Genomic DNA, 14,481 nt, shown 5'->3' on the forward strand with positions numbered 1-14,481 from the left:
TTTTTCACGAACCTACGGGAACATCCTTTCCCGAAAGCCCGTATTTCCCGGCATAACCGCGCGGCGTAAGCATGCGCGGACCAGAGGCTGCGGCAACGAACCTCGTCGCGCTGTTGCCGACGACCAGGATGCTTTGCATGTCCACATCCTCCGGCTCAAGGCCGCCCAGGCTGGTGGCGATGACCTCCTGCCCGGGCCTGAAGGCGCGCTTCACCAATCCCACCGGCGTGCCCCCGGACCGATGCGCCGCGATGGCCGCCAACGCCTTCGGCAGGTGGTCCTTGCGCCGTGTGGAGCGCGGGTTGTAGAGCACGATGACGAAGTCGGCCCCGGCCGCCGCGGCCACGCGGCGCTCGATGACCTCCCAGGGGGTCAGCAGGTCGCTTAAGCTGATCACGGCGAAGTCGTGCATGAGCGGAGCGCCAAGGAGCGCCGCCGCCGCGCACAAAGCCGGAATGCCCGGCACCACCTCGACCTCCAGTTCCCGCGCCAGGTTCCGCGCCTCCACCAGCTCGAGCACCAGCCCGGCCATGGCGTACACGCCCGCGTCGCCGCTTGAGACCACCACCGTCTCGACCCCGGAGCACGCCAGATCGATGGCCGCATTGCAGCGCTCCACCTCTCCGGTCATGCCTGTGGACAAGACCTGGCGCCCGGCCAGGACTTCCGGCTCCACAAGCTCGATGTAGCCCTTGTAGCCCACGATGGCCTGCGCGCGCAGGAGCGCCGCCTTTGCCAGGGGGGGCAGAAGGGCCGCGTCGCCCGGCCCGAGACCAACCACTGTGATGCGTCTGTCCACTCAATCTCCCTTGCGCCTTTTGAGCGCCACCGCGCAGGTGACGCGCCCGGTCTTGGACTTTGGCGAGATCAGCTCCCCCCCGCCCGAGAGCAGCAGGGCCGCAGCCTCGCTCACGCTGCCTGTGCCGGTACGGCGCTTGACCGTCTCGGACTGCCCGGCGGACGCAACCGCCGCCAAGTCCTCCAATTCATGGAATACAACTTCCGGACCAAGGGCCGCAGCCGCGGCGCAAAGCCCCGGATCATCTCGCTTTAAGATCGCCGTGCCGACCTGCGCCACACTCTGCGGACATAGGCCCTGCTGCGCAAACACGGTCGCAATGTGCGCAAGGATTTCACTTTCGGGCACATTTTTGCGGCTGCCCAGCCCCAGGCACAGGCAGCGCGGATACGCCCGGAAGGCGGCCGGGAACTCCCCGCCCGCACGCCAGTGGCACCATATCCCGGGCGCCTCGGCGTCCCAGTCAGCGGAATCGGTGGGCACAAGCAGCCCTCCGAAGTCCTCACCGTCGAACAGCCGCCCCTCGGGATCGAACACCTGCACGGTGCGGCCTTCCAGCAGCGCCGCGCTCACGGTCCTTGCCGCGGCCAGGTTCGCCAGCGCCATGCCGCGCGCCCGGGCCAGCTCGTCCACTGCGGGCAGGCCCGAAACGTCGGTGCCGGTGGTGATGACGGCGGTGGCTCCGGTGAGCTCGGCCAGTTCGCGCGCCAGCTCGTTGGCGCCGCCGATGTGGCCGGACACGAGGCTGATGGCGAAGCGGCCCGCGTGGTCCATGACCGCCACGGCGGGATCTTGGGCCTTCCCGCGCAGGTGCGGCGCGATGGCGCGCACGGCGATGCCCGCCGCGCCAATGAACACATGGCGCCGGTAGCGGGAAAAGGTCTCGGCCACAAGGTCGTGGATGCTGGCGAAGGGCCGCGCGCCCGGCCCGGCAAGGCGCTGGGGGGCGTACACATCCGCGCAAAGCCGGGCGGCATGGCGCAGGGCCAGGGCCAGGCCCTGGGCGCTGAAGGCGTAGAGGGCCGTGCTCACCCCTTGTCAGCCCAGATGATGAAGACGGGGTTCTGGGCGCGCAGGCGCAGGTCCCCGGCCAGGCGGTCGGCGGTGGAGGCCTGGATCTGGGTGATGCCGAAGTTCCAGTTCTGAGCCTGGAAGTAGTCCTTCACGCGCATGAGGGTGTCGAGCAGGATGGCGTGGATGACCAGCCGCCCGCCGGGCTTGAGGCGCAGGCAGGCATGGGCCAGGGCGCGGGTGTTCTGTCCCAGCCCGCCGCCGATGAACACGCGGTCCGGGTCCGGCAGGTCGGTCAGGCAGTCGGGCATCTCGCCCTGCACGGTGTCCACCAGCCAGGCCCCGATGCGCCGCACGTTCTCGCGGATCATGGCCGCGCGGCGAGACTCCCGCTCCACGGCGAAGATGCGCCCCTCGTGCGCCAGGTGCGAGGCCTCGATGGCCACGGAGCCGCAGCCCGCGCCCAGGTCCCAGACCACGGAATCGGGCATGACGCCGAGCATGGCCAGGCCGGTGGCCCTGGCGGCCTGCTTGGTGATGAGCCCCTTCTCGTGCAGGTAGTAATGGTCGGGGATGCCCAGCATGAGGGGAATCTCCGGGGGGGCGGTGCGCTCCACCAGCACCAGGTTGAGGTCGGCGAAGGGCAGGTCCCAGGCCTCCTCCAGGCGCAGGCGCCGGGCGGTCTCGTTGGGCGCTCCCAGGTTCTCCAGCACGATGAGCTGGGCGTCCACCACGCCGCGCTCCAAGAGCGCCTGGGCGATGACGGAGGGGGAGTTCTCGGGGTCCGTGAACACGGCCAGGCGCTCGAAACGCGCCAGGGACGCGAAAAGCGGGTTGAAATCGGTGCGGCCATGCAGGGAGACCACGCGCACCTCGTGCCAGGGCAGGCCCACACGGGCCGCGGCCATCTGCAGGGTGCAGAGGTTGGGGTGCACGTGCACGCGCTCCGCCCCCAGGTGCTCGATGAGCCGCTTGCCCAGGCCGAAGAACAGCGGATCGCCGTCGGCCAGGACCACCACGGCCTTGCCCGCGTCCAGGTCGCGGCCGATCTCCTCCATGATGGGGGTGAGCGGCCCGGCCACGGGGATGACCTTCTCCGGGCGGCAGGATCGCGGCGCGGCGTCCAGCAGCCTTCGTCCGGCCACAAGCACCTGGGCGCGGATGAGCAGATCGTCCACTCCGGGCGGCGGGGTCAGGATGCCTGGCCGCAGGCCTATCACATGCACCGGGTTTTGGCTTTTGTCGAACATGGGTCCCCTTTAGCGCGAACCCGCGCCTGGGTGAAGGGGGTCGGCGGGAGCAAAATTGGGTTCCGGCACAGGATCCGCGAACAGGCACGACCCGGCCATGTCAAACACCACATAACGCACGTTCAGGCCCGGCCCCGCAAAGCCGTGCGCGGCCTCGCGGGCTCGGTCCACCAAAAGCTTCAGCAGCGCCCGCCCCGCATCCCCCTGCCCTGCCAGGGCCAGGGCCTGGGCGGCTGTGTTGGCCTGGGCCATGGCAGCGGCGGTGGATTCGTCCACTCCGGCCTGCCGCGCCCAGCGGGCCAGGAGCGCAAAATCCAGCTCGGCCTGTCTGGCGTGGGTGTTCTCGAAGCCCTGGGCCTGCTTCACCAGCTTGCCGGGAAACACGGCCCAGACCGCCTCGGTGAACCCGCGCGCGCGCGCCGCCCGCAGGGCGTGTCCATAGAAGTCCGCGGCCTGGACAAGGCAGACTTCAGGCACAAAGGGGTGGCGTTCCAGAAACAGGCGTTCGCTGCGGCGGCCCGTGGTCAGCACCACGGCGCCAAACCCGGCGGCGCGGGCCACGTCCAATCCGGAATCGACGCACGCGGCCCAGGCCTCGTGACTGTAGGGCCGCACGATGCCGCCCGTGCCCAGGATGGAAATGCCACCCAGGATGCCGAGGCGCGCGTTCAGGGTGTGCCGGGCGATGGCCTCGCCGTCCGGCACCTCGATGACCACCAGCGCGATGCCCTTGAAATAGTCCGGCAGCACCTCAAGGACGCTCTGGCGGATCTGCTCCTCCGGGCCGGGGTTGATGGCCGCCTGCCCCACGGCCACTGGCAGGCCGGGCAGGGTCACGCGGCCCACCCCCCTGCCCCCGCCGATGAGCACATGCGGCCCCACTCCGGAAAAGGCCGGGTCCAGGGTCACGTGGGCCTCAATGAGGGCGCCGTGGGTGGCGTCGGGGTCGTCGCCGCCGTCCTTGACCACGCCCGCGCGCACGCCGAGCTCGTCGTTGACCACCGAGGCGATGGGGATGCTCAGCCGCCCGAGATGCGGGCGTGGCAGGGGGATGTCCACCACCTGCGGGGCCTCGTCCGTGAGGGCGAACAGCGTGGCGGCGCGGGCGGCGGCGGCGGCGGCGGAACCCGTGGTGAAGCCCTCGCGCAACGGTTCCTGCGCACCCGGACTCTGGCCTCGACTCACGCGGCGGGCCTCTTGTCCAAAGCCCTCGGCCCGGCGAGGACACGCGCCCCGGCGGCCCGGGCGATGCTCCGCAGCATGGCCGGGAACAGCACCCCGTGGGCGGGCCACATGGCCCACCAGTAGGCCAGCCCCCAGATTCCGCGCGGCTGGAAGCTTGTCAGCAGCAGCAGCTCCGTGCCGCCGTCCTTCGGCTCCAGGCGCAGGTCCAGGGTGGCTGCGCCGGGCATTTTCATCTCGGCCAGCAGGAGCAGGCGGCGGCGGGGCTCCACTGCCAGCACGCGCCAAAAATCCAGGGCGTCGCCCACGGCCGGGGTCGTGGCGGCGCGGCGCCCGCGCGTGAGCCCAGGTCCGCCGAGGAGCTTGTCCACAAAGCCGCGCACGCGCCAGAGCAGGTTGCCCGCGTACCAGCCGGTGTCGCCGCCGATGCGCTGCACCGTGTCCCAGACCCGCGCAGGGTCGGCGTCCAGGGTGGCGGCGTAGTCGGCCCGAAACACGGTGCCGCCCGCAAACCCGGCGTCTCCGGCTCTGGTCCACTCCGCAGGGCAGGACGCGGCCTGGCCCAGCTCCGGGGGGGCGCAGGGGGTGCCGGCGTCGAAGCAGCAGGTCGCCGCGCCACCCTCCCGCGTCTCGGACAGGGCCGTGGCGATGGCCTCCTGGCAGCCCAGGAGCTTTTGCGGCACCAGTTCCAGGATGCGCTTGTCGTGGCAGACGACCTCGTTCCTCAGGCCCTCGATGAGCGGGCGCACCAGGTGCGCGGGCACGGGGGTGATGAGGTTGACCCAGAAGGCGGAGAGCCCCGGCGTCAGAAACGGCACCGGGATGATCAGCGGGGCGCGGAGGCCCGCCGCCCTGGCGTAGCTGCGGAAAAGATCGCCATAGGTGATGACGTCCGGCCCGCCGATGTCCAGCGTCAGGCCGGTGGTGGCGGGATTCTCCAGGCAGCCCAGGAGGTAGCCCAGCACGTTGGACACGGCGATGGGCTGGCAGCGCGTGCGCACCCAGCGCGGGGTGATCATGAGCGGCAGCCGCTCCACCAGGCTGCGGATGATCTCGAACGAGGCGCTGCCGGAGCCCAGGATGACCGCCGCGCGCAAAACAGTGGCCGGAACCGCGCCCTCGCCGAGGATGCGTCCGACCTCGGAGCGCGAGCGCAGGTGCTCGGACAGGCCCGGGGCGTCGTCGCCCAGCCCGCTCAGGTAGATGATGCGCCCCACCCCGGCCTCGGCGGCGGCCTGGGCCATGTTGGTGGCGGCCAGGCGGTCGGCCTGTGCGAAATCCCCGCCCGCGCCCATGGAATGCACCAGGTAGTAGGCCACCGAGCAGCCCTTCATCGCGGCGACGAGGCTGGCCTTGTCGGTGACGTCGGCGGGCAGGACGCGCAGGTTCGTGTGCGATCCCCAGGGCCGGGCCTGGAGCTTGCGCGGGCTGCGCGCCGCCGCGTGGACGGTGTACCCGCGCGAGAGCAGCAGCGGCGCCAGCCGACCGCCCACGTAGCCGGTGGCCCCGGCGATGAACACGGCGTCCTGCGCCACGCGCTAGTCCTTTTCCTTGGGCACCCAGCCAAGGCGCTTCAGGCAGTCGGCCATGGCCGCCTCCCGCGCGTCGCCCTGGGGCTGGGCTCCGATCTTGTCGTCGCAGAACTTCGTGTCGTCCACGAAGAGCATGTCCTCCTTGCGCGGGTCAGGCTGCCTGGGGTGGGTCCAGGCCTTGGACTTGGGCAGGCAGCCGCCAAGAAGCGTAAGGGCGAGAAAGAGGCAGGCGAGGCTCGTCTTCAGGCGCATTGAGGTTCCTCCGAAAGTGGTGACGGGAAAGATCAGGGCAGCTCAAGCTCCGCCGCCGGGGCCACCTGGGCGAAGACGGCGCCCAGGGCGGCCAGGTAGGCCGTCTGGACATCGGCGGCGGCGGCGGTGCGACCGGCGAACGAGAGGTCGCGGGTGGCGCAGGCGTCGGCCGCCAGGCGCACGGCGAAGCCAAGGTCAAAGGCCGCGCGCACGGTGGTGTCAACGCACATATGCGTCATCATGCCGCACACGGTCAACCGTGCGGCGGACAAAGCGCGCAAAAGCTCCAGCAGGTTCGTGTCGCGGAAGGAGCTGGGATAGTGCTTCAGCACCACCGGCTCGCCGGGCAGCGGGGCGACGCAGGGGTGGATGTCCGCCCCCTTGGTGCCGGGCAAAAAAAACGTCGAGACGGGGCGAACGGATTCGTGCCGCACATGAACGACGGGCAACCCCGCCGCGCGATACCGGGCAAGCGTGGCGGCGGCGACCTGCCCTGCCGCGTCCGCGCCCACAAGCTCCATGGCTCCGCCGGGAAAATAGTCGTTCTGGATGTCGATGATGACGAGCACGTCGTTCCGCTCTGGCCGCTTTGGCATGTCTGCACTCCACTTGCGATTGTCGCGGGCAGCGTGGCCGCGCTCCCAAACACCATAGCAGACTTAAAGCGCCCCGCCAATCACCGACTGCGGCGGCAAGGCACCTAATTGATGTTGACATTCATTTTCAATCTATCTTATGAGCCTTTGCGAACGGGGAACAACATCCCCACAGGGGAATTTCATGAGCCAGCAGCTGGCCCGAGAGTGGTCGGCGCAGAGGGAGGTTTGCGATGCTGTTATTGACTAGCGGCGGCAGCGGCAAAGGGACATGCGCAGGCACGGAACCCGGCGGCTGCGCGGGAAAATGCGGCGGGCTGGGCGCTTGCGCCATGAACACCGCGCACCAGCTGGCGGAATCGCTGGGCAGGGCAGTTGACGCGCGCGACCAGCGGCTGCAGCAACATTCGGAACTGGTGGCCGAGCTCTCCGGCCTGCTGGCAAGAGCCCACGGCCTCACGCCCCGGCAGGCCGAGCTGGTGCACATGGCCGGACACCTGCACGACATCGGCAAGATCGGCGTGCCCGACGCAGTGCTGCACAAGCCCGGCCCCCTCTCCCCCGAGGAGTGGACGCTGGTGCGCGAGCACCCGCGCCTGGGGGCCGAGATACTCTGTCCGGTGCGCGTGTTCCGCGGGCCGCACAGCGTATGCGAGATGGTGCACTCGCACCACGAACGGTTCGACGGCAAGGGATATCCGCGCGGGCTGTGCGGGCGCGACATTCCTCTCGGGGCGCGCATCGTCAGCGTGGCCGACGCCTTCAGCGCCATGACCGAGGACAGGCCCTATCGGCGGGGGATGTGCCTGGATGACGCGGTGCGGGAGATCGAGGCCTCCGCGGGGAGCATGTTCGATCCCTGCGTGGTCAAGGATTTCCTGCGCATCAGGGCTATGTTGCCGGAGCTCATGGCGGGCGGAAGCGGCATGTCCTGCCCGCTGCCCTAGCCCGCTGCGGCCAATGGCCGCATAGTGCTCCGAGGGGCGGGGCGCACGTTGCGCCTGGGGCCGGGGCGGGGTATGCTCAAGGACCGGGGCGGCGCTCAGGCCAGGATGTGCCGATACACGGAGCGTTCGTAGACTTCGCACAGGCGGCGCGCCAGGGGTTCAGCCAGCCCGGCCTGTTGCAGTCGGCAATAGACGTGCAGTGGATTCAGATAATGTTGCAGTTGGCAGCGCATGTTTTTCATGATGTCCCCCTCCTTGCCGGGGATCGTCTGCTGCCAGGAGTGTAGCAATTGCCATGCCCGAAATGAAAAGCGCTGCAAATCTCGATGGAGCGGCCCCCGGCCCGCCGCCGGGGCGACGAAATTCCGCCGCAGCGGAGCTTGCCGCCCTTGCGCTGGACGTCCCGCAAGCCTTTGCTGGCGCGGCTTCCCCGCCCTGGAGCCTGGCAGCGCCTTCCTGCGTGCTGCCTGCGGACGTGGGCAGAAACTGCACTGCCTTGGCGCCCTTTTTTCCGGAACTCGGCCTGTGCTTTTTCGAGACCGCGGCCTGCCTGGCCTACGGCGAGGCCGACCTGCCCCGGAGCCTGGCCGCGCTGCCGGTGCGCTGGCACCTGCACCTGCCCCTCGACCTGCCCTGGGGCGAAGGCACGCCCGCCGTGGCAGGGGTCATCCTGGCCCTGGCGGAAAAAGTTGCGGAACTTGCGCCCTGGGCCTATGTTCTGCACCCGCCACGGCAGCCGGAAACCCTTCGCGACCTGGCGCTGGCCCTGGCCGCAGGCGGCCTGCCGCCGGGGTCCCTGGTGGTGGAGAACATCCAGGGCCGCGACCTGGAGCGGATGTGGCCCGTGGTGCGCGAACTGGACCTTGGCGCGTGCCTGGACCTGGGCCACATGCTGGAGCACGGCCAGCAGGATTTTCTGGACTTGCCCGGGCTTTGGGCGCATGCGCGCATGCTGCACCTGAACGCCCCGGACACCGCCAGGCCGGTCCGCCACGCGCCGCTCGACCGGCTCGACGACGCCGGGCGCGCCGTCCTGGGCCGGATGCTTTCGTCTTTCGCCCCCGGCGGCAGCGTGCTGCTGGAGCTGTTCAGCCCGCGCGAACTGTTCGATTCGCTGCGCTACCTCTCCGGCTTCTGGGCCGGACTTGGCGCAAGCCACAAGGAGTCTGCGTGATCACTTTCGTCATCGGCGGCAACAAGTCCGGCAAGTCCGATTTCGCCATGGGCATCCTGGAGCGCACGCCCGGGCCGAAACTTTTTCTGGCCACAGGCCAGGCCAAAGACATGAGCTTCCGCAAGCAGATCGCCCGGCACCGCGACCGCCGCGACCCGGCGCTGCCCGTGGTGGAGGTCGGCTGGGACTTGCCACGGGCGCTGCTGGAGGCTAAGAAGGGACATGCTGCAGTGCTCGTGGACAGCCTGGATTTCTGGCTGTACCTGTGCGTGCAGGAGCAGCGCGAGGCCGACCTGACCCAGGCTTTGCTCGATATCTTGAAGATCTGGCAGGGTCCGGAGCTCATCCTCGTGTCTTGCGAGATCGGGTTCGCCCCGCTGCCGGGCTCAAGCGAGGCCAGAACGTTTCTCAAAAGGCTCGGCAGGTTGAATCAGGCCGTGGCGGCCCAGGCCCACGAGGCGTATCTCGTTGTGGCTGGCCTGCCCCTGGCGCTGAAAAAGGCGGAACATGGCGATCCCAAAGCTGATTGACGAAAAAGTCCAGACCCTGCTCTCGCTCCTGAACAAGGACGAGCGCTGGCTCATCGTCATCAACGCCGACCCGGACTCCATGGGCTCGGCCCTTGCGCTCAAGGCCATCCTCTCGCGCAAGGTCCTGGACATCGGCATCGGGCACGTCAACGAGATCAACCGCCCGGACAACCTGGCCATGATCCGCTACCTGCGCGTGCCCACCCGCAGGCTCATCCCGAACCTCATCGCCCAGTACGACCGCTTCGCCCTGGTGGACTCCCAGCCCCACCACCACCCGGAACTCGGCAAGCTCGACTATTCCATCGTCATCGACCACCACCCGCTGCTGCCGGACAAGCCCGTCAACGCGCCGCTGACCGACATCCGGCCCAAGTACGGCGCCACCTGCACCATGCTGACGGAATACCTGCAGCGCCTGCAGATACGCCCGCCCAAGCTCCTCGCCTCGGCCCTGGTCTACGGCATCAAGGCCGACACCCAAAGTTTCCAGCGCAAGTTCATCGACGCGGACATCAACGCGTTCAAATACCTCTCCAAGTACGCCGACCACACGCTCATCACGCGCATCGTGCGCAGCGAATACCACCTGGAGTGGATGCGCTACTTCTCGCGCGCGTTCTACAACCTGCGGCGCATCGGCTCGGGGCTCACCGCGCACCTGGGCAAGGTGCAGAGCCCGGACATCCTGGTGGTCGTGGCCGACTTCTTCATGCGCGTGCACTCCATCTCCTGGGACGCGGTGAGCGGCGTGTTCGGCGACACCCTGGTGGTCATCTTCCGGGGCGACGGCATCCGCAAGGACATGGGCAAGTTCGCGGCCTCGCACTTCGGCGACATCGGCTCCGCGGGCGGGCACAAGGGCGCGGCCCGGGCCGAGGTGCCCATGGAGGCGCTGGACGGCAAGGACCCGGAAATGTTCGTGCTGAAAAAGCTCTCGCGCGGGAAGACCGCCAGCGTCCAGCGGATCTAGCCGCATGTCCCTCAAGCACCGCCTGAACCTCGACGACCGCGACCCGCTGTTCCTCGTCGACGGCACCAGTTTCCTGTACCGGGGGTTCTACGCCTTCCCGGACCTCAAGCGCTCCGACGGCATGCCCACGGGCGCCATCTACATCGTGCTGCGCATCCTCCTGCGCATCCTGAAGGACGAACGGCCCAGGCACCTTGGCTTTTTCATGGACGGCAAAGGCCCGACCTTCCGCCACGGCCTGTTCGAGCCGTACAAGGCCCAGCGCCCCAAGATGCCGGAAGACCTGGCCGCCCAGATCGAGCCCCTGCGCGAGGCCATCCGCCTCCTCGGCCTGTCGCTCACCGTCAGCGACGGGGTGGAGGCCGACGACTGCATCGCCAGCCTGGCCGCCGCGCACCACGAGACGCGCCCGGTCATCATCGTGGCCTCGGACAAGGACCTGAAGCAGTGCCTGACGGACAACGTCTACATGTGGGACCCGGCGGGCAAGAACGAGAAGGTCAGCGGCATCAAGGAATTCGTGGAAGAGAACGGCATCACGCCCGCCCAGTGGCCGGACCTCCAGGCCCTCATGGGCGACGCCTCGGACAACATCCCCGGCCTGCCCGGCGTGGGCCCCAAGACCGCGCTCAAGATCATCCACGAGTTCCCGACCCTGGAAGCCGTGCGCGACGCCTATCTTGCAGGAGGGGACAAGCTCCCCGAGAGCTTCCGCAAAAAGCTCGAAGGGCGCGTCGACGATATTTTCCTGTACCGCGAGCTGACCCGGCTCAAGGCGGACTGCTGCCCGGACCTGGACCTGGACACCCTGGCCGTGCGCCCGCCGGACATGGAGCGCCTGGCCGAGTTCCTGCGCGCCTACGAATTCAAGAGCCTGCTGCGCGAGATACCCCAGCCGCCCCAGCCGAAAACCCAGGCCGAGCTGGCCGTGGCCGCGTATTCCGGCCCGCCCCCCTGGGAGGACCAGCCTGCGCCCGCCCTCTCGGCCCCCGCGCCTGCGCCCGCCGCTCAGCCCGCCCCGAAGCGCCCCGCCGCCCCCAAGACCGGGCAGTTCTCACTCTTTGGCGCCACGCCCGAGGCCGCGCCCCTTACGCCCAAGCCCGCCAGCGACCTGCCCTTGCGCACCGTGGCCGATCCCGCCGCCCTGCCCCCGGTGGCCGGGAAAAACGTCGGTCTGGTGCCGCCGGAGAGCCCCGGCGAGCCGTTCCGCCTGGCTCTGGAAGGAGATGCGGGAGAGATCGCCTACACCGGGCCGGAAGACGCCCTGGCCGCGCACCTGTCCCAGGCCGCGCGCATCGCCGCGCCGAGCCTGCAGGAACTGCTGCGCCGAGGCCCGGCCTGGGACAAGCCCGCGCTGCCCCTCTGGTTCGACCTGGGGCTGGCGGCCTACCTGCTCCGGCCCGAGGACCGCAACTACACCTTCGAGCGCCTGCGCCTGTCGCTCTATGCGCCGCAGGGCTTGGGCGATTCGGGCCTGCCCGATGCCGATCTTTCTGATTCGAACCTGGCCGACACAGCCGACGTCGCGCCAGCCATTGAGGACACCGAGCCAGCGCCGCATCCCGAGGCCCGTGCCCTGGCGGCCCTGGCCCTCATGCGGTCGCTGGAGAGGCGCCTGGCCAAGGCCGGGCTCGCGGACCTCATGCGCGACCTGGAGCTGCCGCTCGTCCCGGTGCTGGCCAGCATGGAGCGCCTGGGCGTGCGCATCGACTTCGCGGCCTTCAAGAGCTTCCTGGCCGAGGTCAGCCAGCAGATCGAGCACCACGGCGCGCGCGTGCAGGAGCTGGCGGGCGGACCCGTCAATGTTCGCTCCAGCCAGCAGCTGGCCGAGGTGCTGTTCAAGAAGCTCGGCCTCAAGCCCGCTGGCAAGACCCCCGGCGGGGCGCTGTCCACTGGCAGCGACGCCCTGGAACGCCTGGCCGGCCAGCACCCCATCATCGAGGAGATTCTGGCCTTCCGCGTGGCCGAGAAGCTGCGCAGCACCTACCTGGAGCCCATGCCGCGCCTGGCCGACGCCGAGGGCCGCCTGCACACGCGTTTCAACCAGCTGGCCACGGCCACGGGCAGGCTGTCCAGCTCCGGGCCGAACCTCCAGAACATCCCCATCCGGGGACCGCAGGGCACGCGCATGCGCGCCTGCTTCATCGCCGCGCCGGGCAGGCTCTTCGTGGGCGCGGACTACTCCCAGGTGGAACTGCGCGTGCTGGCCCATTTCTCCCAGGACCCGGCGCTCATCGACGCCTTCCGCAAGGACGAGGACATCCACAGCCGCACGGCGGCCCTGCTCTTCGACAAGGACGCGGCCGAGATCACCCCGGACGAGCGGCGCGGGGCCAAGACCATCAACTTCGGGCTGATCTACGGCATGGGTCCGCAGAAGCTGGCGCGCGAACTGTCCATCAGCGTAAACCAGGCCAAAGAGTTCATCGCCCGCTACTTCGAGAAGCTCGGCACCCTCAAGGCCTTCTACGAAGCACTCATCGAGGACGCGCTCATGCGCGGCTACGTGACCACGCTGGCGGGCCGGCGCAGGCTCCTGCCGGAGCTGCACTCGCGCAACCAGCAGGCCCAGGCCCAGGCCCGCAGGCAGGCCGTGAACACCGTCATCCAGGGCTCCGCGGCGGACATCATCAAGCTGGCCATGCTGCGCGTGAACGCCGACGAGCGCCTGGCGGCGCTGGACGCCCGGCTCATCCTGCAGGTGCACGACGAACTGCTGCTGGAGGCCCCGGAGGCCGCAGCACAGGAAGCCGCGCCCATCCTGCGCCAGCTCATGCAGGACGTGACCACGCTGCTGGTGCCGCTCAAGGTTGACCTGGGCACCGGCAAAACCTGGGCCGAAGCGCACTGATGCGCGGCTGGCGCATGCCCGCTCGCCACAAACACCTTTCGGACCGGGCGCAACTGCGCTAGGAAGAGGGTCCATGCAGTCCCCGCACACCGCCATCCTCCTCGCAGCCTTCGGCTCGCGCCTGCCCGACGCCTCCCAGGCGCTGGAGCGCATGCGCGAACGCACAAGCGCCCTGTACCCGGACTACCGGGTGGAAACGGCGCTGACCTCTGGCGTGGTGCGCCGCCACAAGGGCGTCCAGAGCCGCCACGGCCGCTCGCCGGAAGACATCCTGCGGGCCCTGCGCAAGGAGGGCGTCACGCGCCTGGCCGTGCAGTCCCTGCACGTCATCCCCGGCGACGAATACCGCAGCCTGGAGCGACTGGTGGACTCCCTGCGCGGCCCCAAGGGCTTTGAGAGCATCGAGCTGGGCCGCCCGCTCCTGGGCAACCGCGAGGACATCCGCCGCGTGGCCCAGACCATCCTCACGGTGCTGCCGCCGGAACGCGCGCCCGCCGAAGCCGTGCTGCTCATGGGCCACGGCACGCGCGGCAAGGCCAACGGGGTCTACCTAGACCTTGCCGACGAGCTGCGCACCCTGGACCCCCTTGTGCTCATCGGCGCGCTGGAGGCGGAGCCCGGGCTGGCGGCCAAGGTCGACGAACTGCGCACGCTTGGCGCCAAGCGGGTGCACCTCATGCCGCTCTTGTTCGCGCGCGGGGTCCACGCACTCCGCGACATGGCCGGGGAGGGCAAGAACTCCTGGCAGGCCGGGCTCACCGCCGCTGGGTTTTCCTGCGCGGCCCACGTCAAGGGCGCGGGCGAGCACCAGGCCCTGGCCGAGATCTGGCTGGAGCACCTGCAGGAGGCCGTGGCGCGGCTCAAGCCCCTCGGCCCGGCCTAGGCGACGAGCAATCGCCCCCCCCTCGACGAACGTCCGCTGATCTGGCATGTAGATCGTGAGCGGGCGTCACATCTTACCGCAAACGCAGGCAAGGAGCGCGGACATGGGCGAGGTGATCAAGGTTCTCGTGTGCGACGACGAAGAGCGTTTCCGCAACACCCTGGGCAAGCTTCTGGCCTCCCACGGCATGACCGCGACCATCGCTGGCAGCGGCGCCGAGGCCCTTGAAATCCTTCGGCGCGAGCCTCACGACATCGTGCTGCTGGACGTGAAGATGCCGGGCATGAGCGGACAGCAGACCCTGCCGGAGATCAAGAAGATCGACCCGGACATCGAGGTCATCATCCTCACGGGCCACGCCTCGGTGGACATCGCCGCGGAGATGATGGCCCATGGAGGGTCGGACTACCTGCTCAAGCCCTACCCCATGGAAGACCTGCTGGGCATCATCCACATCGCCTATGACCGTCGCAAGACGGCGAAAGGAATCTAAGGTCAACG

At 69.3% G+C, this 14,481-nt stretch carries 15 protein-coding genes; 7 read left to right on the forward strand and 8 right to left on the reverse strand.

The window, feature by feature from the left end; all coding sequences use genetic code 11:
* Positions 1-4: 4 nt before the first annotated feature.
* From cobJ to RDU24_RS07860, 7 genes are read right to left on the reverse strand one after another with little or no spacing between them, the layout of a single operon-like run.
* Positions 5-799, reverse strand: coding sequence for a precorrin-3B C(17)-methyltransferase (gene cobJ / locus RDU24_RS07830; RefSeq protein WP_308735200.1), 795 nt, complete (start codon positions 797-799; stop codon positions 5-7).
* On the reverse strand, positions 800-1,831 hold the full coding sequence (locus RDU24_RS07835; protein WP_308735201.1) for a cobalt-precorrin 5A hydrolase: 1,032 nt from the start codon (positions 1,829-1,831) through the stop codon (positions 800-802). It abuts the gene before it with no gap.
* Positions 1,828-3,060, reverse strand: a complete 1,233-nt coding sequence (gene cbiE, locus RDU24_RS07840; protein ID WP_308735202.1) for a precorrin-6y C5,15-methyltransferase (decarboxylating) subunit CbiE — start codon at positions 3,058-3,060, stop codon at positions 1,828-1,830. The genes RDU24_RS07835 and cbiE overlap by 4 nt, the downstream gene beginning before the upstream one ends.
* A gap of 9 nt (positions 3,061-3,069) precedes the next feature.
* Positions 3,070-4,245 (reverse strand): cobalt-precorrin-5B (C(1))-methyltransferase CbiD, encoded by a 1,176-nt coding sequence (gene cbiD, locus RDU24_RS07845; RefSeq protein WP_308735203.1) that lies wholly within the window; start codon positions 4,243-4,245, stop codon positions 3,070-3,072.
* Positions 4,242-5,777, reverse strand: a complete 1,536-nt coding sequence (locus RDU24_RS07850; protein WP_308735204.1) for an SDR family oxidoreductase — start codon at positions 5,775-5,777, stop codon at positions 4,242-4,244. The genes cbiD and RDU24_RS07850 overlap by 4 nt, the downstream gene beginning before the upstream one ends.
* 3 nt (positions 5,778-5,780) lie before the next feature.
* Entirely contained in the window at positions 5,781-6,026 is a 246-nt protein-coding gene (locus RDU24_RS07855; RefSeq protein ID WP_308735205.1) for a hypothetical protein, read from the reverse strand.
* 32 nt (positions 6,027-6,058) lie between these two features.
* Complete coding sequence (locus RDU24_RS07860) at positions 6,059-6,622, reverse strand: cysteine hydrolase family protein (protein ID WP_308735206.1); 564 nt, start codon at positions 6,620-6,622, stop codon at positions 6,059-6,061.
* Between the two features lie 233 nt (positions 6,623-6,855).
* On the opposite strand from RDU24_RS07860, the gene RDU24_RS07865 reads away from it, so the two are divergent.
* Entirely contained in the window at positions 6,856-7,569 is a 714-nt protein-coding gene (locus RDU24_RS07865) for an HD-GYP domain-containing protein (RefSeq protein WP_308735207.1), read from the forward strand.
* Positions 7,570-7,664: 95 nt separating this feature from the next.
* Here RDU24_RS07865 and RDU24_RS07870 read toward each other — a convergent pair whose 3' ends face one another.
* Positions 7,665-7,811 (reverse strand): hypothetical protein, encoded by a 147-nt coding sequence (locus RDU24_RS07870; RefSeq protein ID WP_308735208.1) that lies wholly within the window; start codon positions 7,809-7,811, stop codon positions 7,665-7,667.
* A gap of 53 nt (positions 7,812-7,864) precedes the next feature.
* Between RDU24_RS07870 and cbiR the strand changes: the two genes are divergently transcribed.
* From cbiR to RDU24_RS07900, 6 genes are all read left to right on the forward strand, one after another.
* Positions 7,865-8,743: a cobamide remodeling phosphodiesterase CbiR gene (cbiR, locus tag RDU24_RS07875; RefSeq protein ID WP_308735209.1), complete on the forward strand. Its 879-nt coding sequence runs from the start codon at positions 7,865-7,867 to the stop codon at positions 8,741-8,743.
* Positions 8,740-9,273 (forward strand): bifunctional adenosylcobinamide kinase/adenosylcobinamide-phosphate guanylyltransferase, encoded by a 534-nt coding sequence (locus tag RDU24_RS07880; protein WP_308735210.1) that lies wholly within the window; start codon positions 8,740-8,742, stop codon positions 9,271-9,273. The genes cbiR and RDU24_RS07880 overlap by 4 nt, the downstream gene beginning before the upstream one ends.
* Positions 9,251-10,246 carry a DHH family phosphoesterase gene (locus tag RDU24_RS07885; RefSeq protein WP_308735211.1) on the forward strand — a complete coding sequence of 332 codons (996 nt, stop codon included), beginning with the start codon at positions 9,251-9,253 and terminating at the stop codon, positions 10,244-10,246. The genes RDU24_RS07880 and RDU24_RS07885 overlap by 23 nt, the downstream gene beginning before the upstream one ends.
* Positions 10,247-10,250: 4 nt before the next feature.
* A complete protein-coding gene (polA, locus tag RDU24_RS07890) occupies positions 10,251-13,097 on the forward strand; it encodes a DNA polymerase I (protein WP_308735212.1) in 2,847 nt (948 codons plus the stop codon).
* Positions 13,098-13,170: 73 nt separating this feature from the next.
* Entirely contained in the window at positions 13,171-13,980 is an 810-nt protein-coding gene (locus tag RDU24_RS07895; RefSeq protein WP_308735213.1) for a sirohydrochlorin cobaltochelatase, read from the forward strand.
* 103 nt (positions 13,981-14,083) lie between these two features.
* Positions 14,084-14,473 carry a response regulator gene (locus RDU24_RS07900; protein WP_308735214.1) on the forward strand — a complete coding sequence of 130 codons (390 nt, stop codon included), beginning with the start codon at positions 14,084-14,086 and terminating at the stop codon, positions 14,471-14,473.
* Positions 14,474-14,481 lie beyond the last annotated feature (8 nt).

Source organism: Humidesulfovibrio sp., from assembly GCF_031082295.1.
GTDB lineage: Bacteria > Desulfobacterota > Desulfovibrionia > Desulfovibrionales > Desulfovibrionaceae > Humidesulfovibrio.